This is a genomic window from Microcoleus sp. B9-D4 (genome assembly GCF_036705105.1).
Taxonomy (GTDB): Bacteria; Cyanobacteriota; Cyanobacteriia; order Cyanobacteriales; family Microcoleaceae; genus Microcoleus.
The window spans coordinates 115,716-136,517 of sequence record NZ_JAUBTS010000007.1 but is presented as its reverse complement, the minus strand read 5'-3'; the positions used below and the strand labels follow the sequence as shown (position 1 = coordinate 136,517).

The 20,802-nt window shown below is 43.5% G+C and carries 22 protein-coding genes; 2 read left to right on the top strand and 20 right to left on the bottom strand.

Annotated elements, in window-relative coordinates:
- Window positions 1-149: 149 nt before the first annotated feature.
- From recG to QUB24_RS06615, 12 genes are all read right to left on the bottom strand, one after another.
- Complete coding sequence (gene recG, locus QUB24_RS06670) at window positions 150-2,243, bottom strand: ATP-dependent DNA helicase RecG (protein WP_333147743.1); 2,094 nt, start codon at window positions 2,241-2,243, stop codon at window positions 150-152.
- Between the two features lie 691 nt (window positions 2,244-2,934).
- The gene (locus QUB24_RS06665) at window positions 2,935-3,120 is read right to left on the bottom strand and encodes a hypothetical protein (RefSeq protein WP_333147746.1); all 186 of its coding nucleotides are present in this window, start codon (window positions 3,118-3,120) and stop codon (window positions 2,935-2,937) included.
- Between the two features lie 6 nt (window positions 3,121-3,126).
- Window positions 3,127-4,209: an alpha/beta hydrolase gene (locus QUB24_RS06660; RefSeq protein ID WP_333147748.1), complete on the bottom strand. Its 1,083-nt coding sequence runs from the start codon at window positions 4,207-4,209 to the stop codon at window positions 3,127-3,129.
- Window positions 4,210-4,422: 213 nt separating this feature from the next.
- Complete coding sequence (locus QUB24_RS06655; protein WP_333147750.1) at window positions 4,423-4,707, bottom strand: GIY-YIG nuclease family protein; 285 nt, start codon at window positions 4,705-4,707, stop codon at window positions 4,423-4,425.
- A 70-nt stretch (window positions 4,708-4,777) separates the two neighbouring features.
- Window positions 4,778-5,116, bottom strand: coding sequence for a hypothetical protein (locus tag QUB24_RS06650; protein WP_333147752.1), 339 nt, complete (start codon window positions 5,114-5,116; stop codon window positions 4,778-4,780).
- A 385-nt stretch (window positions 5,117-5,501) separates the two neighbouring features.
- Window positions 5,502-7,226, bottom strand: coding sequence for a relaxase/mobilization nuclease domain-containing protein (locus tag QUB24_RS06645; protein ID WP_333147754.1), 1,725 nt, complete (start codon window positions 7,224-7,226; stop codon window positions 5,502-5,504).
- A 50-nt stretch (window positions 7,227-7,276) separates the two neighbouring features.
- On the bottom strand, window positions 7,277-7,678 hold the full coding sequence (locus QUB24_RS06640) for a plasmid mobilization protein (protein ID WP_333147757.1): 402 nt from the start codon (window positions 7,676-7,678) through the stop codon (window positions 7,277-7,279).
- Between the two features lie 895 nt (window positions 7,679-8,573).
- Window positions 8,574-9,260: a hypothetical protein gene (locus QUB24_RS06635; protein ID WP_333147759.1), complete on the bottom strand. Its 687-nt coding sequence runs from the start codon at window positions 9,258-9,260 to the stop codon at window positions 8,574-8,576.
- On the bottom strand, window positions 9,257-9,766 hold the full coding sequence (locus QUB24_RS06630; RefSeq protein WP_333151769.1) for a hypothetical protein: 510 nt from the start codon (window positions 9,764-9,766) through the stop codon (window positions 9,257-9,259). The genes QUB24_RS06635 and QUB24_RS06630 overlap by 4 nt, the downstream gene beginning before the upstream one ends.
- A gap of 583 nt (window positions 9,767-10,349) precedes the next feature.
- The gene (locus tag QUB24_RS06625; protein WP_333151767.1) at window positions 10,350-10,520 is read right to left on the bottom strand and encodes a hypothetical protein; all 171 of its coding nucleotides are present in this window, start codon (window positions 10,518-10,520) and stop codon (window positions 10,350-10,352) included.
- Window positions 10,521-10,882: 362 nt separating this feature from the next.
- A complete protein-coding gene (locus QUB24_RS06620) occupies window positions 10,883-11,221 on the bottom strand; it encodes a hypothetical protein (protein WP_333142746.1) in 339 nt (112 codons plus the stop codon).
- A 255-nt stretch (window positions 11,222-11,476) separates the two neighbouring features.
- The gene (locus QUB24_RS06615; RefSeq protein WP_333142747.1) at window positions 11,477-12,343 is read right to left on the bottom strand and encodes a helix-turn-helix transcriptional regulator; all 867 of its coding nucleotides are present in this window, start codon (window positions 12,341-12,343) and stop codon (window positions 11,477-11,479) included.
- A gap of 143 nt (window positions 12,344-12,486) precedes the next feature.
- Between QUB24_RS06615 and QUB24_RS06610 the strand changes: the two genes are divergently transcribed.
- On the top strand, window positions 12,487-12,876 hold the full coding sequence (locus tag QUB24_RS06610; RefSeq protein ID WP_333142749.1) for a DUF2834 domain-containing protein: 390 nt from the start codon (window positions 12,487-12,489) through the stop codon (window positions 12,874-12,876).
- Between the two features lie 450 nt (window positions 12,877-13,326).
- On the opposite strand, the gene rppB is transcribed toward QUB24_RS06610, so the two are convergent.
- The 6 genes from rppB to QUB24_RS06580 all read right to left on the bottom strand — a co-directional run bounded on the left by rppB (window position 13,327) and on the right by QUB24_RS06580 (window position 18,913).
- The gene (rppB, locus tag QUB24_RS06605) at window positions 13,327-14,712 is read right to left on the bottom strand and encodes a two-component system sensor histidine kinase RppB (protein ID WP_333142750.1); all 1,386 of its coding nucleotides are present in this window, start codon (window positions 14,710-14,712) and stop codon (window positions 13,327-13,329) included.
- Between the two features lie 225 nt (window positions 14,713-14,937).
- Window positions 14,938-15,408 carry a DUF2808 domain-containing protein gene (locus QUB24_RS06600; RefSeq protein WP_333142751.1) on the bottom strand — a complete coding sequence of 157 codons (471 nt, stop codon included), beginning with the start codon at window positions 15,406-15,408 and terminating at the stop codon, window positions 14,938-14,940.
- A gap of 113 nt (window positions 15,409-15,521) precedes the next feature.
- On the bottom strand, window positions 15,522-15,995 hold the full coding sequence (locus tag QUB24_RS06595; protein WP_333142752.1) for a hypothetical protein: 474 nt from the start codon (window positions 15,993-15,995) through the stop codon (window positions 15,522-15,524).
- A gap of 96 nt (window positions 15,996-16,091) precedes the next feature.
- On the bottom strand, window positions 16,092-16,568 hold the full coding sequence (locus tag QUB24_RS06590) for a DUF2808 domain-containing protein (protein ID WP_333142753.1): 477 nt from the start codon (window positions 16,566-16,568) through the stop codon (window positions 16,092-16,094).
- Between the two features lie 165 nt (window positions 16,569-16,733).
- Window positions 16,734-17,768, bottom strand: coding sequence for a C39 family peptidase (locus tag QUB24_RS06585; protein ID WP_333142754.1), 1,035 nt, complete (start codon window positions 17,766-17,768; stop codon window positions 16,734-16,736).
- An 89-nt stretch (window positions 17,769-17,857) separates the two neighbouring features.
- Window positions 17,858-18,913 carry an acyltransferase gene (locus QUB24_RS06580; RefSeq protein WP_333142755.1) on the bottom strand — a complete coding sequence of 352 codons (1,056 nt, stop codon included), beginning with the start codon at window positions 18,911-18,913 and terminating at the stop codon, window positions 17,858-17,860.
- A 310-nt stretch (window positions 18,914-19,223) separates the two neighbouring features.
- Here QUB24_RS06580 and QUB24_RS06575 point away from each other — a divergent pair, with 310 nt between their 5' ends.
- A complete protein-coding gene (locus QUB24_RS06575; RefSeq protein WP_333142756.1) occupies window positions 19,224-19,445 on the top strand; it encodes a hypothetical protein in 222 nt (73 codons plus the stop codon).
- Here the strand turns inward: QUB24_RS06575 and QUB24_RS06570 are convergent.
- Together QUB24_RS06570 and QUB24_RS06565 are read right to left on the bottom strand one after the other, a co-directional pair.
- Complete coding sequence (locus QUB24_RS06570) at window positions 19,435-19,902, bottom strand: hypothetical protein (protein WP_333151765.1); 468 nt, start codon at window positions 19,900-19,902, stop codon at window positions 19,435-19,437. The genes QUB24_RS06575 and QUB24_RS06570 overlap by 11 nt on opposite strands.
- A gap of 219 nt (window positions 19,903-20,121) precedes the next feature.
- On the bottom strand, window positions 20,122-20,625 hold the full coding sequence (locus tag QUB24_RS06565; RefSeq protein WP_333142758.1) for a hypothetical protein: 504 nt from the start codon (window positions 20,623-20,625) through the stop codon (window positions 20,122-20,124).
- Window positions 20,626-20,802 lie beyond the last annotated feature (177 nt).

The window sequence follows — 20,802 nt, the reverse complement described above, 5'->3', positions numbered from 1 at the left end:
CCATAGACAATAGAGTTGCATTGCATTTATTCGCTCTTCAATCAGGAAATTATCTGCGTTTATTTGCGTTGAGCTGTCTTGAATCTGCGGTTAACCTATTAATCAAAGATTTAGGCAATTCAAGTCTAATCTAGATGCACAACAGGTTATTAGTTAAGTGCTGCTTCTGCATCGAGTTTGTTAACCTGCTGTCGCCCGAACAATTCTTGTGAAAGTTCGGGCCACCTTTCCAGAGTGGGGTCTTTTGCGACTACCAACTGTGCTGCTTTCCTAGCTTGCTCTAGTATGGCCTGGTCGTTGATTAAATCAGCCTTGGCAAATTCTGGCAGTCCCGCCTGCTGGGTTCCTAATACCTGACCTGGCCCTCGCAATCTCAAATCCATTTCTGCTAGAAAGAAGCCGTCTTGCGAAGTTTCCATTATCTTGAGCCGCTCTCTAGAATTATTTGATTTGGAATCGCTTACCAACAAGCAGTAAGATTGTGCCGTGCTCCGTCCTACCCTGCCTCTGAGTTGGTGCAATTGTGACAAGCCAAATCGTTCCGCGTGTTCGATTAACATGACTGTGGCATTGGGGACATCAACTCCGACTTCAACAACCGTCGTAGAGACGAGAATTTGAGTTTTATGGGCAATAAAGTTGGCGATTTCTGTTTCTTTCTCGGCGGAATTCATGCGACCGTGTAGCAGCCCGATATTGACATTGCGGAAAATATTTTCCCTCAAGTACCGATGCTCCTCAATGGCGGCTTTGAGGTCAAGCCGTTCAGATTCTTCGACAAGTGGCAGAATGATGTAGGCTTGATAGCCCAGTTGGATTTGTTGTCGAATTATTTCGTGAGCTTTGTGGCGAGTTCTACTCGTAAATAGCTGAGTTTGAATTGGCTCTCTCCCCGGTGGCAGTTCGTCCAGCAGGCTGATGTCTAAATCGCCGTGCAGTGTCAGGGCTAAAGTTCTAGGGATGGGTGTGGCGGTCATTGTCAGAATGTGAGGGCTAATGCCTTTTTGCTGCAACTTGAGCCGCTGTTGAACTCCAAATCGATGCTGTTCGTCGATCGCCACAAAACCCAGTTTCTTAAAGCTTACAGTATTTTGAATCAGTGCGTGAGTACCGATTAGCAAGGGAAGAAGCCCCAAGTTTAATCCTTTGGCAATTTCTTGACGAATCTTAGCTGTTGTGGAGCCTGTTAACAGCGTTACAGACAATCCCAGCGGCTCAAACCATTCACTGAGTTTGCGGTAGTGTTGGGAGGCTAACACTTCAGTCGGTGCCATTAGTGCTGTTTGATAACCGGATTGAATTGCTGCAAGGATGGCGACTGCTGCTACTACTGTTTTGCCGGCACCGACATCTCCTTGTACTAAGCGATTCATCGGAGTTGGTTTGCTCATGTCTGACAGAATTTCGGCAATGACTCTTTGCTGTGCTTTGGTTAGGGTAAAAGGTAAATTCTTGTAAAGTTTTCTGAGCTGTTTTCCTGTTGAGTTTAGGGAGTATCCTGGCTGTTGTTGCAAGGTATATCGGTGCTGCAATAGCCTTAATTGCAAGTAGAAAAATTCATCGAACACTAAGCGGTGGCGGGCAGATTCGAGGGTATTGCTGTCTGGGGGACAGTGAATATGTGCGATAGCTTTTTGGAGAGCTATTAACCCAAAACGTTTGCGAAGTCGTTGTGGCAGCGGGTCTTCAATAAAACCAACACAGTCAAGTGCTGTACGAATACAATGCCGGACTAGCTCGTTAGTTATGCCTTTAGTTAAGCGGTAAACTGGTACAATAGAGGTCGTGCTGGCTTTAGCATCTTCAAAGCTAACAACTTTAACTGTTGGGTTGCTGATGGTTTTACCATAGCTATCTTGTTTGACTTTTCCTGTCACTAATACAATAGCACCTTGTTTGTAAAGTTCGGCTTGGTGGGAACGCCATAGTTGCGATTGGTAATAGCTGTGGTTGTAAAATTGAGTGCAAACTATTCTGCCGGTTTGGTCGCAGACAATCCATTTTTGTAATGTAAGTTCTGGTTTAGTACGGCAGTCGAAGATACTGTGGTTGATAATTTTGCCTGCAATTGTTACGCAATCTCCTGTTTTTGTCTCAGCAATCCGAGTGCGTTTGAAGGCGAGATGTTCTCTAGGAAAATAGTAGAGTAGGTCTGCAATGGTGCGAAGACCTAGTTTTGCTAATTTTTGAGCTTCTGGAACAGCAATCCCAGACAAATGTTGTAAGGTGAGAGTTAAATCCATATTTTTGAAGGGATTTGAATTGGCTGAGAGTTAGCCGCGAACGCGGCTCATTTCCCGAGGGCTAATCCATCTATCAACAAGGAGGAAAATTTTGGTTGGCGTGGCTGAATTTGGGTATTAAATTTGTAGGGGCAATCACCCCGTAGTTGCCCACCGCTGACGTGACGGGTAAGCACTCTTATAATTAGGGCTTGCTAAAAAAGTGTACAGAGTGGATAAACGAGACTACAACACTTCGGACAGTTTTCTATCGCTAACGGTATAATGAGGGTTTCAGGCTTTCGTCAAGCTCGGATACAAACGGTAGAATGGCACTTTCAGGCTCTCATTCAAAAACTGTCCGAAGTATTGAGACTAGACAGCTTGAAAAATAGTAGGTTCGTTGCCTAATTCCCAAATTTACCCAGAGACTTCCCTGTGAAAGTCCAAGGGTTTTGAACCTCGCTTATCTTATAACTTGTACTTGTTCGAGCCCAAAAAGATTGAAACCCTTATCTGGTCTGCCTTCTGTTTTTATTCAGTCAGCCCTAATTACGTATAGGCAAAATAATACTTTGATTCAGCAGCGCCACAAAACCTTTCTGGCGTAGTTTTTGGAATTTATAAGATTTTAAACAGAAGAGATTTATGGCAATAATTAAGACAGTTTGAGGCGCCTTTATTTAAGCATAAATGAGTAAAATTTCAATTTTTATTTAATTGGCTGGTAATCGGAATATTTCAAAGCCAAAGCCAAAAAAGGTTCTGTATAATACAAAGCAAGTTGATTGCTAGGGCCATTAAAAACTGCATCAAAGGCGTGTTCAGCCCAAGGAATTTCGAGCAAAATAGTACGCGCGGCGAAGCTATCCCGTAGGGAATCGCCCGTGGCTCGCAATCGTTCCTAGAGCGATCGCCCAAACTTAGCCTGAACGATATGATCGCGACCTGCATAAACCAGTAGGCAAGGGGGAAGATTGGGTTTAATATAATTAATGGGGGAAGCCCGGTGGTAAAGCTCATTGAGTTCGTTTGGGGTTCCTCCCAGAAAGGCACGCAAGACGGCTCGAACGTCGATCGCATCAGGAAAAGATGGGTCATTGTATCCCCCAATAAGGTCGTTTGGCCCGTAATAGTTCACCACTGCTCTAACTGGAAGCACACTAGAATCATAAGCAGTTAGCATTGCTAAATGGGCACCTGCAGACCTTCCCATCAAAGCAATTCGATCGAGATCGATGGACCAATCACCAGCATGAGTTTTGATATAGGAAAGAGCGGCTTGTACATCCTCAAGCTGAGCAGGAAATCGATACTTGGGAGCGTGGCGGTAAGCAATTGCAACCACACAATAGCCTTGGGCGGCCATGTAGCGGCTGAATTCCTCATTGGAATCGGGATTGCCTCTCTGCCAAGCTCCCCCGTAGAGTGTGATAATCGCCGGATATTTGCCAATTTCCACCGGCCGATAAAGGTTTAGTTGCAGTGAAACTCCGTCAGGGTTGGCAAATCCAATAGCCCGATCGATCCTAACCTCTCTAATCGGAATTCCCCGGAACGCATCTGCTAGGATAAACGGTTGAGGGTGTAGCTGCGCGCGTAGAGCTTGAGGAACGGTTGCTAAATAGTTTGTTCCTAGAACTGCTTGCATTTCGGTAGCTATTGCTGCATTGGCTTCTGGGAATTGCATCAGGGGAAGCAGGCTCAGAATTAGGGCGAACAGGTTACAAATCGGTAAAATAATGTAGACTTTGCGTTGATGTCGTCTGGGCCGGTTCAGCAGAAGGGCGATCGCATTGATACCGACTAACCAAGGACTAATTTCTGGTGCTCCCACCGCCAAAGGGTACAGAAACAGCGTGGGTGCTGGTACGATGACCCATAAACTGAGAAATAGCGCGATCGCACTCAAGAACCAAGGGATAAATTGCGAGATTAAGAACGCTGCCAATAATGGTAACTTTTTGCGGCTATTCTTGGGGAGCATCGGATTTTCTGCTCCTAATTTTTAATCAGCTTAAACTAATATGGCGGTTACTACTAAGTGTGAGGTATGGTAGCAGTAATCTGTAAACCAGCTAGCCAGGATTTGAGAGAGAATTAAGTAGGTCAAAGATACAGAACGATAGTTCACGCCTACACGCATTTGTAGGACAAAACAGTTCCGGTCAAGCATCAGTGTTGCAAACATTGCATTATCTTAGTTTACCAAATTTGTGCAAATAGGGCAGAAGCGTTTGTGGTTCTTTTGCCTCTTGATTGTTCTCTCAAAACTTTTGTCTGCAACCCAGCATTCTGCCAGAACAAATTTTATTCCGCGTTCTCGGGCTGCGCCGCAAAACTTAGCCCCTCTGCCTTTTTTATGCTGATAAAGCCTTTCGTCCAAATCTTTAGTCCAGCCGACATAGTGTTGAGACGGACGAGTCGGACATATCGGCTGCTCAAAGTGCAGGAGATATACATATCCTGCTATTGTGTTTGCCATTTTTGAATGTGGTTTTAATGTTGGCTATTGGCTGCCGGAGAAACAAACTTGTCTCTCCGGCATAATTGAATTACCAGTCGATTTTTAGCTCGCAGTTTTTGTGGCTGCCGTTGCTGCTACCATTGCTGCTGTCGTTGTTGCTGTCGTTGTTGCTATCGTTGTTGCTTTCGAGAGGGAATTGGAAGTTTAATGCCAGCAGTTCTTGTTCAATAATTGACTTTCGATCTTGGACTTTTTTGTCTCTCACAAGTCGCAGAGCGTGGATTATTTTGTCGAGCGTTTGATAGCTTGTTTGTTGAAAATTCAGTACAAGTGTTGTTTCCTTGCCCATGATGTACAGTTCGTTTTCTGTTTGGTGGACGCAGGTTAAATTATTGAAGTAATAGGTGTAGGTTTGCGATAGTTCCATTTTTTTTTCCGATGCTTTATTTTTGGGCGCGACAGCGCTCATAAATTTGTTTTTTCGTAAATGTTAGTGAGTACGATAAAATGTATAAATAATTTATTTTTACCCATGTTGACTCACAAATTATTTGAGCAAGCACGGCCTCAATTTACTTAATAGTTACGCCAAAATAGTTGATAAATACGTTAAAAAAGCTGTCAAAATTAGTGGTAGCAATATCAGTAATTGGTATTCCTGCCTGGTAAGAATAATTGGGGGGATAAAACGGTTTACCCACCGTTATCAAAACCCTGAGATGCCAGAACTACCCAGTAATTTATGTCGCAACCAGGAAATTTGTTAGCTAGCGCTTTTATTTAATAAAAATCAAATTTTTAAGTGGCAATAACTAATCCAGTTCGAGGTTTTGGGTGTGCGGTTTATGCTGTTGGTGATTTTGTTTATGAGTTGGCTGTTCTTGTTCAATTAATTGTATCCAGATATCATTCCAACTTGACGGTGGATTGACAAGTTCTGCATCCGGTAGCAACGAGATCGCATTTCGAGCGAGCTGAGAATTTTCGGCAATCGCTATAATAACGCTATCGAGTTCTTGTAAGAATTGTATAGGTAGTTGTGAAGCTCGTTCAATTCCTAGGTAAATTGTGGGTGGTGCTGTTGTAGAGTTATCCTGTTCAATAAGCAAAAGTGAAAGGGCTTCGATTGGGTTACAGGCAATTACAGCTCGCTCAATTTCTCCGGTAGTGGCTACCCAGAAAGCAGCTTCAGATGACAGGGGATGGGTTGTAGTAAAGTTGCCTCTTTCATCGAGGACAAAAGCGAGCCTGGGTTCCCCCTCAAGCGTCCGTCCTGTAAAGACAGCCTTTTCTGAGCCGGCATACAGCCAAGAATGAGAGTGCAATAAATCGAGCAATTCTAAAGGTAAACTGTACTCGACTGCTAGATGCGATCGCACTTTTTGCCACTGAGTTTCATTCCTTTCAGGCAGGATTGACAGTTGTAACTCTAGCTCATTTGCTGTTGCAGGAATTGCAGGTGTAGTTGTTTCTAGCTCAGATTGTGACGACTCTAACTCATTTGCTGTTGCAGGAATTGCAGGCGCGGTTGCTACTAACTCGGATTGTGACGACTCTAACTCATTTGCTGTTGCAGGAGTTCCAGGTGCGCCTGCTACTAACTCGAATTGTGACAACTCTAATTTATTTTCTCTTGCAGGAGTTGCAGGTGCGGTTGCTACTAACTCGGATTGTGACGACTCTAGCTCAGTTTCCTCTGCCTCACTGAGGGCGATAGCTAAGTGTTGTGGCTGCATTAAAGCCTCAATTAGGGCGTTATCTCGCCCTTTGTCATAGCTAACGCCTCGATGCTTCTGCAATCCAGAAAAAGTGTAGGCTTTACCCAACTGAGTGCCACTTAAAGCGACCCCATCTAAATTGTAAGAAATGCCTTTACTCAAGCCGATTCCAGTTCGAGTCAATCCGACTTGCACCTCTACGCCTTGTTGCTGCAACCGCTCAACGAATTCTGGCATACTTGGGTTGTCTTGGGTAACTTCATCAATTAGGTCTTGTAATTGCACCCTGACGCTCTGGTTTCCCTTGCTTTTTAATTGCCTGTGTTCTCCTGTAGTCTGAGCTCGTTTGTCTGTTTCCCAACTGGGTGTAACAGTTTCCAGGCTGTAGTTCCGTTCGAGTTGGCGAATAGTTTCTTGGCTTTTGTAATAATCCCAGCTATCGTCAACGACACCTCCATCTAGACAAATGCGACTGGCGACGATGTGAATGTGGTCGTGTTGTGTATCGCTGTGCTTGACAACTGCGTATTGGTTGTTGTCAAATTCCATCGCTTTCATGTAGTTGGCTGCAATCGCCAGCCAGCGTTGGTCATTTTCTTCAGAATCTTCTAGTTTTTCGGTGCTATCGACAGATAAAGTGGCGTGAAAAACTGCTACTTTCAGGTTAGGTCTTAGTTGTCGGGCGATCGCAAATTCAGCAGCCAGTTCTTCAGGAGTTTGTCCGCACATAGTACCGCCAATTAGAGCGGCGTCTTTTTTGCCCAGCACGTAGTTCAGACAGCCCCGAAAGCCTGTACCTTTAATTTGTTTGCCAATCATAACCGTTTCGCAGTAGGTTTATTACATCAATTTCTCAGGCTTGTTAAAAATTAGCGGACTGTAGAATTGGTAAGGTTTGCAACTATTGCTTTAATTGTAGCTTGGTTCTCTCGAATGAGTTGCTGTACGCTTTCTAAGAGTCCTTTATTGACAACAACTGGTTCTCCCAATGCCACAGCACTATTGCAAGCTTTAGTAATTTGATTGAGGTTGTTTCCTGCAATCCTCAATTGGGTATCAATCTTGCACAAAACTTGATAGGCTTTCAAGTCAAATGCAGCTAGAGGGCGTGGCATGGTTCTCCTCAAAGCTGCACGGCGCATGAAGTCGCTCATGCTTAAATTTACTTGCTCTGCTCTTGCTTTGATTTGATTGTAGTCAGAGTCAGTTAGGCGAATGTGAATATGGTTGGATAGCAGCTCTCTAGGTTTGACGGACGGTAAAGTCTTCATAGTTTTTAATCAGTAAAAACCTCTTACCAAGATACAAGTTAACAACTGTAATCGACAAGCGCTATTCAGGTGATTTTATCCCCCCCAATTGGAGAGGGCTGTTTAGACAGTTTATTAAGGTAGAGACTGAGTATAATTTTCTTTATTTGTATAGAATAGTGGATTTAGGTGCGATCGCACTTGAATAAGTGATGAGCTTGTTGAATTGCTTTTGAAGCATTTTCTCCCTCTAATTTCTTAGAGCTATAGAATATTCAGCTTAAATCGTAGTACAAATAGTTACAGTTGTCATTAAAGCTAAAGAAAGTATTAAACCCGACCTTACGGTTAGGCTTCCGTAAAAGGAGGGTGCATTATTTCTCTTCCTGCACGTAAAAGTGCGGTTTGTGATCACAAAACCATTGCTTGCTACTAATCAAGAACAGCCAAAAGCAGCCTCAACCAGCAAAGGCAGTCTCTGCACAAAAAAGCAGTAATTTGACCGAAAAAGTCAGGCATTTGCAGGATATTTACAGGGATTTGCAGGTAAAGTGCACCCCCTGCAAATACCTGCACTTGCCTGACTTTATACTGCAAATCCCTGACTTTATACTGCAAATCCCTGACTTTAGCTGACGCAACAATTAGCTAATTTTTTAGCGTTTTTAACAACAAGTGGATTGACTTAATAGTCAAGTTGTGGCATCGGAATTGAATAAAAAATCAAGTTGAGCAAGTGTGAGAAAATTGGCAGGTAGCTAAAATTTATGAAGTGATTTTGTAGTGTAGTACCCACTATGCCAGCAATAAAGCTGAGGCTGGACTATCTGGTTTTTGCGTTCCGTTGAGGCTGTTCGCGAGTGTAAGGCTTACCTCGATCGAGTGTCCGCTGCTGTCTATTGCTAGCAGTTAACTACTAAACTACCATCGCCAGCCTTTCAATTCTTTGCAAGAGCAAGCGAGTGCGACCTGAATTTTTAGCAACGGGTGAGAGGAAAGCAGGCGCGATTTCGCACAGATTTGCAAGCTCGGCTCGAAACCATCCTGATAAAAATGCTTTCACTTCATAGTCAGCTTGTTGCACTTCCTCGAACAAACTAAAACGCCCGTCAAGCAGTGCCACAATGTCTTCAATATCAGAACTAAAATAAAAGTTACCCCCGCCTCTACCCATGAAAGCTTCTATTTTGGAAGCGAGGAGATAAGGCGTTGAAAAAATTAGGATTTGCCTACCACTTGGAAGTTGGTAGCGAATAGAGTTAGCAATGCCCGGCCTGTACCAGCGATTGGAAAACCCTAATACAGAGGAGTCGCACGGCATGACATCAATTGAAATGCCCTCATACTGCCAGCGACATAGGGGTGCACCTGATTCTGTAGTCTCTTGAAGCCCAAGGGTTCGCAACAAGTTCGAGAAGTTGTAATATTCAGCTCTGGACATGATTTCGACAACACAATCAACATCATCGGTAGGTCGAATGTCAGGAGCAGCCACTTCGTCCAGATACAGGGATATCGTTGCTCCTCCTGTGAAGACGATGGTAGTGCGTACTTGAGAGAGTATCCGGGCGACTGTTTCCAGCATGAATATCTGCTGATTCATAGAGCGACGATCCTCTTTTCAAGTTCGCTAGCGGCTAAACGTTGCTCCCGCACCCGACCAACTCGAATAGCGTCAATCAAGCTGAGCAAGGCGTAGAGTTCTGGATCGTTACTGGCAGCTTGGGGGACTGAGCGGTACAGAGGCGCGATTGCCTGCCCTCTCACGACACCTTGAGGGTCAGGCCAGACGTAAACCTCAGACGGTGAGGCAACCAGCTTGCTTTTCAACGGCTCAGCAGAATGTGCAGTTGGCAATCCCCGCGAGAGGGGGCCTGGCTGGGCGTAGAATACATAGCGCAACCCGTGAACCAAGAATTCCAACACCGCTTGCTTCAAAATTTTCCGCTCGGAGCCATAATACAGACCCGCAGCTTCAGAACGCTCAAGGGCAGCATGAACTTCTGATGCGCTCATGCCCAAGCTTTGAGCGAGAGAACTGTACGTCCAGTTCGTTGAATCCCAACTGTGGACTTTGAGTATTGCAAGGATATCTTGGGGTTTTAGCATAGCGGATGAGCGAGCGCATTGTTTCCTTTATTCTATATTCGCGAATAGCGAATAATTAAGGTGTGGCGACTTTAATTTACTGCGAGGCGTTCGTTGAAGGGCAATCGCCATGTAGCCAATACAGCGCTCGCCCCGGCCGCTTGAAGCCGTTGTAGGTAGGAGCGATCGCACTATAAGTTTCAGAAAACTTAGCCGGAACTTTCCTTTACCGGTATCGGTATAAATATATCTCCCAACATTGCTATTGCTACGACTGTTCCTCACTTTTTTTCCTAGCTTCCTATCAGGCATAAAATTTAGTTTACAAGAGAGCGAGTGAGGTTCGCTCCGCTAAGCGTGCGATCGGGACAGTTGGGGCAATTGACGCCGATGCTGTCACAAGGGTCTCCACAACAGCAGGAGCAATGTTCGTGCAATCAGCACAGTTGGATATCGGGTAAAAATCAAGTCGCTTGACACCTAGGATGCCCCATTCATCAGGGTGTATTATTTTTTTTCTGCACGCATTAATCATGGTTTGCGATCGCAAAACCATTGCTTGCTACCGATTGAGAACAGCCAAAAGCAGCCTCAACAAGCAAAGTCACGAAGAGCACAAAAAAGCAGTAATTTGACCGAAAAAGTCAGGCATTTGCAGGATATTTACAGGCATTTGCAGGTAAAGTGCACCCCCTGCAAATACCTGCACTTGCCTGACTTTATACTGCAAACGCCTGACTTTATACTGCAAATCCCTGACTTTAGCGCTCCACAACAATTAGCTATTTTTTAGCGTTTTTAACAACAAGTGAATTGACTTAATAGTCAAGTTACGGTATGGTAAGTTGAATTAAAAATCAAATTTCAGAAGTGCGAAAAAATTGGCAGCGTAGCAGCCGTTATGTCAGCCTTGGCAGTTGCATAAATTGCTGTTGTCGGACTCGCGCTTTGCAATCGGCTAAACTGTTGGTATGAAGGCAGGTTAAGAGCAGACCCTAATACGGTGTCTTAATGGCGAGAGCGTCTGTGATCGTTGCAATTAGGTCAAGGAAATCAAATTTACCCATCTAGGACTTAGAAGTGCTACTGCTAGGTCAGGAGATGAGACAGACGCTAGAGAGTTGGCGATCGACCTAACTAGGACAGGATGCGGAATGACTGCCAGGTTTTGTAGCTACCAAAACGCCTGTCATTAAACTTCAGCTTTTCGCTCGCAGCCTGCGTGGTCTCAACTTGTGATCGAAATTCCACCAACTGTTGAACCTGTTGAACCTTCAGCTTTTCGCTCGCAGCCTGCGTGGCCTCAACTTGTGATCGAAATTCCACCAACTGTTGATTTTGAGCCCGTACCTTTTCTAATTCGTTTTCGTGCCTAATTTTCAGAACGAGGTTGCTTGCATCTGCTGCACGTACACTGCTGGGAATGCTGGTTCCCAGGTCTAGAGAGACGGCGATGTGTGTCTTGTTAGTAACCATTTTGTTGATGTTTGTAATTTTGTTCTGTGTTTAATATCAACAAAGATTTATCAGGATAGGGCTTTTTCCTAATATCGAAGCGACGCGCGAGCAACCAGACACTCATTAGGCGACCGGCTCACGCGCTGCCCGTTGTGCGGATGGTTTCTAAGATGGCCTCGACTGTTTCAGGGGAATACTTCGGCATTGAGTGCGCTAACGATATGTGTGCCCATATTAGCCCACCGGCCCCGGCTTTCTGGGGAGTACCCATCTCTAGTGGGGTGCCGGTGTATCCCTGTAAAAATTTGCAAGATTGGTTTGCGCCACCTCATCTGCCGGAAACAGGCTTTCAATCCGCAGTTCCTGCAACGTGATGTCATGAGGAGTACCTAACGTGGCGATCGCCGAAAATAAGTTAAGGCTCAGTCCGTCTTTGACAAACTGTACCGTCAACAAGGGTAGTTGCCAGGTGCGGGGTAGAGATTGCTGCCACAAGCGGGGGGCATCTGGATAAGCTTGTAGTTCTTGAAAAAGAGCCATAGATTCGTCGCTATGTCCATCGACGAACGCTTCTCGATACACCCGTTGCATCAGATGGCTAGCAATTTCTTCCCAATTCCCCACAAACGGCTTGAACCCTTGAGGATGAAACATCAGCCGCATCAGATTAATCCTGCCGTTGATGCAGAAATGGTGTTGCAGCTTCTCTGGATGAACTAACCAATTGGTAAGCTGTTGCGCGGCTGTATTGCTCTGGATTAAATTCCAATAACGATCCATTACTAATGCCGGATAGGGTTCTTGCTGGCGCAAGATAAACTCTATGGCTTTGCGGATCGGTTCAACTTCAGGCGCTGATAAATCGCTTTGGGAATAAATCGGCGCAAAGCCCGCCGCCGTGAGCATGATGTTTTGATCGCGCAGAGGAACATGTAGCACAGCCGCCAGTTGCAGTACCATATCCCGGCTGGGATTAGCTCTGCCTGATTCTAAGAAGCTGATATGCCGCTGAGAGACATTGCCAGCTAAAGCCAAATCGAGTTGACTCAAACCGCGTTGATTGCGCCAGTGTTTGAGCAGATTCCCAAAGGATGCGTCTCGGTTTGGAGTTGATTGCGTTGAGGTTGAAGCGCTCGCCATTTTACTATCCTTATTACCTCGTAGGTAATTGTTTATATTATCTCGGAGGGTGACAATCAGAGCAACAGGGTTGATGACGAACTTTTACGCTTCGCCAAACCAAGTCCCTGTTGAAGTGCTGATAACAAAAGGAAAGTGAACCTATGTCCAATGCAACTTATCTACAGCGGCAACTACCTACATCCAAAAAATTTCTGTCAACCCAATCGCTTTATCTGCTGCTAACGATTATTGGTGCGATCGCGCCTTGGAGCTTTCTGCTGAAGTTCTTTCTCCAGAATGGTCTTGATCTCGATTTATTTTTCCAGAATGCGTTCGCTAATCATGTCGCTTCTGCCGTAGCAATAGATTTGCTCATTTGTGCAGATGTCTTCTTCTGTTTTTCATTTATTGAGCTAAAGCGATTAGGTTTGTCTCGTCGCTGGTTGTTTGTTTACGTTGTCGCTACTTTTGGCATTGGTGTATCTTGTGCTTTGCCTTTATTTTTATATTGGCGCGAACGAGCGTTAGAAACCCTAAAGTTTGAGCATTAAGCTCTACGTAAAGACTTTCTGACTACAGCTCCGCGTTATCGTCTTACCAACAGTTTTTATGGTCGAGTAAAGGGAGTAATAATGGAAAGAAGAAGGGGAAGAAAACCATGCTTAAAAACCTAGGATTGAAGGAGCGACTTATCAAAGATAATTGCACAAGCTATAGACCCTAAAAAATCATGTGTGGTCAAGTTTGAAAAACCTCTTTGTATCCGTTGGCTAGCTCAAACTCCAAGGGTGGGAGAAGATAAAGTTCCGCTTTTATGTATATGCTCGCAGATGGTAATGCAGGGATTTTGATCTATTTCACCTGTTTTTCCTGCACATTACTACCTTTCTTCGTCCGAAAACCCATACAGTGTTTACTTGAACCACTTATTGAGCAAGCCCTAGTTAGTTAAGTATATTTGTCCATCATACCATAAATGTGCAACGCCCAACGCCCAAGTTCTAGGATGTGCCGATTACTCCATGATTCATGGCATCATTCATCAACGCCGCATTTCTTTCTCGAAATCGCAGTGTGAAAATGCTACCCGTACCCAATTTACTTTGCACAGTCAGGCTACCGCCATGTGCTAAGGCTATAGCTTGCGCTATCGCCAATCCCAATCCCGAGCCGCCAGTAACGCGATCGCGTGAACTGTTAACTCGATAGAAACGATCAAAAATTTGCTTTTGATCTTCTGCTGCAATCCCACACCCTGTATCTTGAACATGAATCACAACTAAATGGTCATTTTTTTCTAAAATAACCGTTACTTTGCCACCAGGTGAAGTGTATTGAATGGCATTGACAATTAAATTAAAAACTAAGCGATAAAGCTGGTTAGAATCACCAATAATAGTCAATGGCTGATGCACCGGCAATTCCGATGTTAGCGCTACCTCTCTGGCGATCGCCATTGCTGCCAATTCCTCGACTAAATCGCTAACCAAGTCATTTAAACAACACAATTGAGGGCGATCGGGTATCGGTTGATTATCCATCCGCGCCAACAGCAACAAATCAGCCACTAACTGAGTCAATCTGCGGTTTTGGCGCTCTACAGTTCGCAAAATTTCCCGCGCTTCTTTTTCATCCAATTCAGACATCAACAGCCCGGATTCTACTGTCGCTTGAGAGGCGGCTAAAGGCGTTCGTAGTTCGTGAGCGGCATCCGCTGTAAACTGTTGAATTTGTCGGTAGGAAGCATAAATTGGTTTCATTGCCAATCCTGCCAGCCACCAACTAGAAAAGCCTACCAAGATTAACGCAGTAGGCAATCCCAACTTTAAAACTAATTTGACTGTACTGAGATAATCGTTGAAGTCTTGCAAGCTCCGCCCCACTTGAAAGTATCCCCAATTTTTCTGATTTTGAGTATGCAGTGATACAGAAATTTGGTGATAAATATTGCCTTTGCTGTCAGTAATGGTTTGCCAGTGTTGTGAGTTAAAAGTCCCTAGCAATTCTTTGGGATAAGCGCCTGCTGTAGCAATCAAATTTCCTGACTTATCAAATAAACGGATATAGTAATAGCTTTGGTTGATAGCGCTTAAAGTATGGCGGCTTGGCAACTGTTCTTTAATGCCGTTAACTCCAATTACGCGGAGGTTGGGCAAAAGTTCATTGACTATTGGTTCCAGGCGTCCGGGCTGCTGCAATTTGATTTCTAGGCTGTCATGTAGCGTTCCCGCTACCGATTCTAATTCCCGGTCTAGGGCTACCCAGTGAGCGTGGGCGATCGCCCTATATACACCAAATCCCAACAAGCTTAAAATCAAACCCATTACTGCTGCATAGGAAATGGCTAATTTCCAGCGAGTCCGATTAAATAGTTTATTTTGATTCATCTTTCCTAATAGGTAATTGGTAAGTGTTAAAGTGTTAATAGGTAATTGGTCAGGACATAACTCTCATTTATTGCAGTAAATTGTTTCAAAAATTGAGCAACAAAAGATAGCACTCTTCCGACTTTTTCAGCTTTTAGCCTTTAAGTAATAGCAAATTTTAAATTGCAATTTTCTCGAATTTATTCAAGTTAATTGCAATTTAAAATCCCTAACTGCCAGCTACCTTTAGTAGGTTTGAATTAAAACTGTACCGAGTGGTACTTCTGCGTTTATTCCCGCCATTTTACCAGAGATAGCGTACATCCAACTCCGACTGTAACCAGGAGTGTGAATGCCCCGCATATCAATCGATATGGTGGTATCAGGAGAAACAGGTTGGGAGAAAACCACTGTCGCTTTTCGGTTATTAACAGAAACTTGAGACTCGATTTTTTGACCAGATTGATTTGTTACGTCAATTCCGCTACGCATTTTCACATCATCCGGTAAATCAATTGTAAGTGCCGAAAGAGGTTTTCCCTGAACGTGAACTTCAAAATGATGAGTAGCACCCTGAAAGCGAGCGCTATTGGGATGGGCTCCGCTGTGAATCAGGTGAGAAATATTAGCATTTCGCATCGCTCCTCCCGCAACAGTAGCGGGGGCATTATATGACAACAAGAAGGTGAATGCAGTGGCGTAAACTAACTTTTTCATGGCGATGCTCCTCAAATAATTAACTCAATGGACTCGGCATTAATGGGTCTAAAAGCCCTGAAATAAATCCAGGTAAGATGTCAGTCGCTTAGGAAATTAACCTCCAAAAGCATTTACCACCGTGGGAGAGTTTGAATATTGGCCGTACCAACTTTACTGTCTGAACTCTGACCCACTTTCTTGGCATAAACGCGGTATATATAATTACGCGGGTAGATGGAAGCCTCAACCTCAAGCATAGAAATTGTCAGCACAGTCCCGGCAACTACAGGTTTGGAGAAAACTACCATTGCTTTTCCACCTTTAACAGAAGTTGTTGCCTCAATCTTTTCACCGGATTGCCTGCTTACTTCAATACCCTTGATTCGCAGTGAGGGCAACTGAATTGATAGTTCTGAAATGGCTTCTCCCTCAACGTGAACGTCAAAATCGTGGAAGGCTCTCCAAGTTGGGTAGTCAGGATAGGAACGGCCTCCGACAATGTGAGGTGATTGGGAATCTCCCGGTATTCCTGTTGCTTTTGCTGCGGAGATAGAAGAGGCAATAATTAGGGCAAATGCTGCACTAATGCTAATTAATTTTTTCACGACTGCACTCCTTGAAAACTAACGTTTGGCTTATTTCTTAGTTTGATACGTATGGATGAAACCAGGATGAAAGATCGGCCGTAACACCTGATTTTTTTATTGATAGCTGCGAACCCGTGCTATACCGAGGAGAATGTCTGTATTGTCGCCAACTAATGTAGCAGTAAGTTGGTACATCCAAGCGTTAGAAACTCCAGAAATTATTACTTTATTCATGGTAATTTTGATTGTGTTTTCGGGAGAAAGAGGTTGGGAGAAGGTTAGTATAACTTGATTGCTGTTGACAGAAACCTTAGTGTCAATTTTTTGACCTGAATCGTCAGATATACTGATATCATCCCTGACAGTTAACCCCGCAGGAACGCTAATTTTTAATTGAGAAATAGCCCTAGTTCCTTGAGGAATGTGTAGCCGGAAAGTATGCCTGACGATTCTTGCCTTAGTTTCCGGAAATTGTACTGAACTATCAATGTGAGGAAAATTCTCGGCGCCTGTTCTGGTGCTCGCATGGACAGCAGGAACTAAAACTGCGGCTGACAGAGCAAATACAGCACCGTAAATGAGTGTTCTCATAGTTTTGACTCTCTAGGAAATTAAGTACAGTACGCCAACCTACTTCAACATTCATATTTGAAGAGTTAGCTTCTTATTAACTAGATTGACAGCTAATTATGAAATCAAGATGAAATATGAACCAGTGAGAGGTGAATTTTAATAGCAAACAAGCGCTTTACTCTCTTACTTGGAAATGAAATGAACCCAGAAATTTCCATCTGCCATACAAACGCGACGGATTAAATCATAGGAATAGTGAAGATAAGCTCCATTGGCATTGTTGTTATACCCGCTAGCAAACCATTCTCCATAAGGATCGTGAACAATCAAGCCAGTTTCGTCATATCCAACTACGGGCAGAATATGACCGAAAGAAGTAAAATAGCCATGTATGACAGTTGGGTTTCCATCTACTAACCAATCTTTAACTTCCTCAAAGGTCGCATTCTCTTTAAAGGTATCTTGAGCACCATACTCTCTGACAATTTTTGCCAAGTCGTAGGGGTTCCAGCGACTGTAACCTTTGTTGAGTGCATATGCGTAGAGTTCGTCCTCAAATTGACCGATCGTGTCCCGGCGCGGTTTGTTGAGGAACTGCAAGCACATTGCCATTGATGTGACATTGCAAGCACCAGTCGGATTATAGTAATTATCCAGTTGGTATTTGTAAGGAAAATTAGCAAGTTGAAAGCTCTTAGGCTTAGTTTTTGGATAAATTACCTTTCCTTCTTGTAAAATTTGGACGTGCGACCTATAGACATACCAGATTTGAGAATTTTTAAAGGAATCTTTTCGCAAAGCTACTCGGATGTGATCGCGAACCATTTCATAAGAGACAAGCTCCAATACTTTCCCCGTTTCAATTTTTTGTTTCTCTGCATCTGATAAATTTAACGCATAGATAGGTCTAGCCTTGAGAACTGTCTCATTAACTATCTTGAGGACAGGAGGTGGAAATTTGAGATCCGATGGCTTGGCTTCAATAAGTTTCTCGGCTGTTTTTGCTCCGATAAATCCTGGTTCATCAGTGCACTGAATCAGCTTGTGAAATCGATTGAGAGCCGCAGTAGAGACTGGACTAAAGATGCCGTTGGCTGGAGGGTCTAGCAAACCTAAGTCGATGAGACGAATTTGGATTTGGCGAGTTAGCTCTTTATCGGCAGCGATCGCCTTTACATCCACTTTCTTATTGGTTCCTACAATGTTTTGGAGTTTCATAATTAATTTATTGAATATTGGAACTAAATGTTAAACCCATTTCCCCATTTTCGATCGCCTCGCCCCCACGGATGTTGCGTAAATCCAGATTAAATTCCCAGAATGTACTGACTGTAATTCTTGGGTAAAAGTTTTTGCAACAGGTAAATAATCCCAAAACAAACTAGCAAATCTACCGTCACTAAAACTCCGAGCTTGAGCAGTGGCTCGGCAGAATACATAAATTTATAAGACGCTAAATTAACATAGTTTACTACCATCACATCTAGCAGGTATATAGGAAAGGAGTAAGCCGCCAATATTTTGACTAATTTCGATAGTTTACTGGGAAGTATGATGCTTTGAGAAAATGCCAATATCGACAGTACGAACCAAATTGCGTATCCTTGAGTAGATAGTTTAAAAAACGATCGGGCAAACCAGGCATCCGAATTCACTTCACTGAGTAGGTAAAATTCCCAAATACTCGCTAGATAGAACAAGATAGTTGCTGCTAAAATAAGCATTCTTTGGCGCTGAAGGTATCCTTGAATGTTGTCATAGCAACTGCCAAGAACTAAACCAGTGGAAAACGGCAAAATCCAACTAAAAATCCAGCGCTCTATCAGCGGTATAGGTATGGAAGGTAAGTATTTGAAAGCAACTAAGTAAAAGACTATGGTAAAAGCTATTTGAATGGTGAAACCCAAAGCCAAAACTTTTCGGGGCTCAAAAAATTTTAATTTAACTAGAATCCACCACCACAAATAGCATTGAACAATCACAACTATAAAGTAATAGGGGGGCAGCACAGAACCTGTCAGCACATCTCTAACTAATCCAAGTAAATCAAATCGTTTGAGGTTGCCCAAATTATTTAAAATGTAGAAGGCTACTGACCAAAAAAGATAGGGCGGTATAATTCTCGACAGCCTTTTCTTTAATATCAGCGTCGGGTTATTTTGATTTTCAAGCTTGTTGGTAAGAAAAAAACCGCTGATCAGTAAAAATGCAGGTACGCAGAAAAGCTGGAGTGTATCGATCGAAATAAATAGAATTCTGCGATCGGGTAATGACAAAAAACCAGCATGAATAATCACAACACTGACGATCGCCAAAGCTCTGATTAAATCGAATTCAGCAAACCTAGTAGATGCTTTTTGCATTGTAAAAACAGGGGTAGTGATGGTAGCCACACTCGGCTGCAAACGATATTTGTCAAGGGTTTCAGTCTTAAGTTGACACCTGCGGGCAGTGACGTATCCCTACTACTTGGCGGGTGCAACACCAGAAACGTTACATTCTGATTAGACAGCGTTTAACCGCGCTCAACTTAAGGTTTACATTCCTAAATGAAATCAGGATGAAAATTTTAATATTGATGCGACTTATAGTGCAGGTAAATAGCTCATCTCTGACAGCAATCCGGTATGCTATCATAAAATTGCCGAATTACCCTACTGTGAAAATGACAGAATGAAACTTATAAAAATGAGCGAGCAAAAATTAAAAAACCCAATTCTCCTATGGATGGGTATGGGGATAGCAATGCTGGCGTGTTGCCTTGTGCCTATGGCTGCTTTCTTCTTTCTAAACGGAAGTTGGCGGGCATTAGTTGGTCACGACAACAAACAGCCCGCCAGCAACCCGTCAACCAGTCAACCGCAGATTCAACCTACTAAAAAGTCTACCGAGTGAAGGTGAATCGACCGTCTACCTTTTGACCGTTAATATCAGCAGTAATCTTCATCTGATACTGACCTACAACTTTTCCAGGCAGGAAAGCTGTATAGTGCTGGTCTTTCTGGTCATAAGTGAAGGTAACAGTCTTTTGAGTGCGATCGGGCATCTGAATTTGACCGGTTATCTTCGCATTAGGTATTGTCTGGTGGTTGTCGCCTCTTTGCAAATAGAAATCCAGGTGAGTTTGAGTGGCTTCTTTCTCGACCACCAACTCTAAATGATAAGGCCCTGATTCAACGACTTGACCGCCTTTGTTTTGAGCGGCGGCTATCTCTGTTCTTGTAATGGGTTTTGAAGACGAGACGGCAGAACTGTTGGCTGAAATAGCAGCTTGGCTGTTGTTACTTCCAACTCCCAAAAATATTAGCCCCACAGTACCCAGAATAATTAAACCTGACTTTACTGTTTTCATGGTCTTTCCTCGTTTGATTAGGGATTTTGTACTCTTATAAATTTCCGAGCATTGACTTTCATTAATGCTAGAGCATCTAAATGATTATTCCTTCTATTCCTCGCTCAACCGGATAATCTTGGTAATTTAGACTATTCATTTTGCGAGAAAGCTGTGCTGCTTATCCTGTGTTTAAATCATTTTAGGGGATTTCCGATCAATTGTAAGAAAACTTGCATTCTATTGATTGAAGCTAAAACGACCGTCAACTTTTTCTCCGTTAATATCCGCAGTCACTTTCACGGGATAACTTCCTGCATCTTTGCCTGGAAATACAACGGCGTAATGTTTGCCATCAGCATCGTATTTGAAGTCCAGCGTTTGCTGCTCTCCATTCGGAGACTGCACTTGTGCCGTCACTTTTGCATTAGGAATCGGTTCGTGGGTATCGCCTTTTTGCAAATAAAGATCTAAGTGAGTTCCGCTATCCTCTTTCAGAGTTAAAAGTTCTAGGTGGTAAGGTCCAGACTCGACAACTTGACCTCCTTTAGATGGTTTGGGAGGTTCTGTTTTAGCAGATGCTGCAGGAGAAGCGGCCGAACTGGAAGTATTAGGTTGAGAGGCAACAGGAGCGGATGTTGGGCTGCTGTTTGGGCCGGTTCCTTGGTCGCTTTTGCTGCAAGCTCCCAAAAACAGCAATCCGACACTGCCTAGAATAACTAAGCTTGACTTGAGCGCTTTCATTCGATTTATTTTTTGGGTACAATAATTAGAATATGACACCCAAAAATGAAATCTGGATGAAATCTTCAGACTTTCATACAGGTATTCGGATCGTGACCTCGGAAATTCAATATTTTTATCATTTTTAATCTTTCCCCCCCTTGACTCTATAGCCGACTTGAGGGTTTATGCTATATA

Bases quoted from the DNA above. Each gene is read 5' to 3' on its own strand.
- QUB24_RS06635 (WP_333147759.1), bottom strand. From the start codon at position 9,260: ATGAATCAGCAGATATTCATGCTGGAAACAGTCGCCCGGATACTCTCT.
- QUB24_RS06620 (WP_333142746.1), bottom strand. From the start codon at position 11,221: ATGGTTACTAACAAGACACACATCGCCGTCTCTCTAGACCTGGGAACC.
- QUB24_RS06660 (WP_333147748.1), bottom strand. From the start codon at position 4,209: ATGCTCCCCAAGAATAGCCGCAAAAAGTTACCATTATTGGCAGCGTTC.
- recG (WP_333147743.1), bottom strand. From the start codon at position 2,243: ATGGATTTAACTCTCACCTTACAACATTTGTCTGGGATTGCTGTTCCA.
- QUB24_RS06565 (WP_333142758.1), bottom strand. From the start codon at position 20,625: ATGAAAGCGCTCAAGTCAAGCTTAGTTATTCTAGGCAGTGTCGGATTG.
- rppB (WP_333142750.1), bottom strand. From the start codon at position 14,712: ATGAATCAAAATAAACTATTTAATCGGACTCGCTGGAAATTAGCCATT.
- QUB24_RS06590 (WP_333142753.1), bottom strand. From the start codon at position 16,568: ATGAGAACACTCATTTACGGTGCTGTATTTGCTCTGTCAGCCGCAGTT.
- QUB24_RS06640 (WP_333147757.1), bottom strand. From the start codon at position 7,678: ATGAAGACTTTACCGTCCGTCAAACCTAGAGAGCTGCTATCCAACCAT.
- QUB24_RS06645 (WP_333147754.1), bottom strand. From the start codon at position 7,226: ATGATTGGCAAACAAATTAAAGGTACAGGCTTTCGGGGCTGTCTGAAC.
- QUB24_RS06615 (WP_333142747.1), bottom strand. From the start codon at position 12,343: ATGGCGAGCGCTTCAACCTCAACGCAATCAACTCCAAACCGAGACGCA.
- QUB24_RS06610 (WP_333142749.1), top strand. From the start codon at position 12,487: ATGTCCAATGCAACTTATCTACAGCGGCAACTACCTACATCCAAAAAA.
- QUB24_RS06570 (WP_333151765.1), bottom strand. From the start codon at position 19,902: ATGAAAACAGTAAAGTCAGGTTTAATTATTCTGGGTACTGTGGGGCTA.
- QUB24_RS06600 (WP_333142751.1), bottom strand. From the start codon at position 15,408: ATGAAAAAGTTAGTTTACGCCACTGCATTCACCTTCTTGTTGTCATAT.
- QUB24_RS06580 (WP_333142755.1), bottom strand. From the start codon at position 18,913: ATGCAAAAAGCATCTACTAGGTTTGCTGAATTCGATTTAATCAGAGCT.
- QUB24_RS06655 (WP_333147750.1), bottom strand. From the start codon at position 4,707: ATGGCAAACACAATAGCAGGATATGTATATCTCCTGCACTTTGAGCAG.
- QUB24_RS06585 (WP_333142754.1), bottom strand. From the start codon at position 17,768: ATGAAACTCCAAAACATTGTAGGAACCAATAAGAAAGTGGATGTAAAG.
- QUB24_RS06575 (WP_333142756.1), top strand. From the start codon at position 19,224: ATGAAACTTATAAAAATGAGCGAGCAAAAATTAAAAAACCCAATTCTC.
- QUB24_RS06630 (WP_333151769.1), bottom strand. From the start codon at position 9,766: ATGCTAAAACCCCAAGATATCCTTGCAATACTCAAAGTCCACAGTTGG.
- QUB24_RS06650 (WP_333147752.1), bottom strand. From the start codon at position 5,116: ATGGAACTATCGCAAACCTACACCTATTACTTCAATAATTTAACCTGC.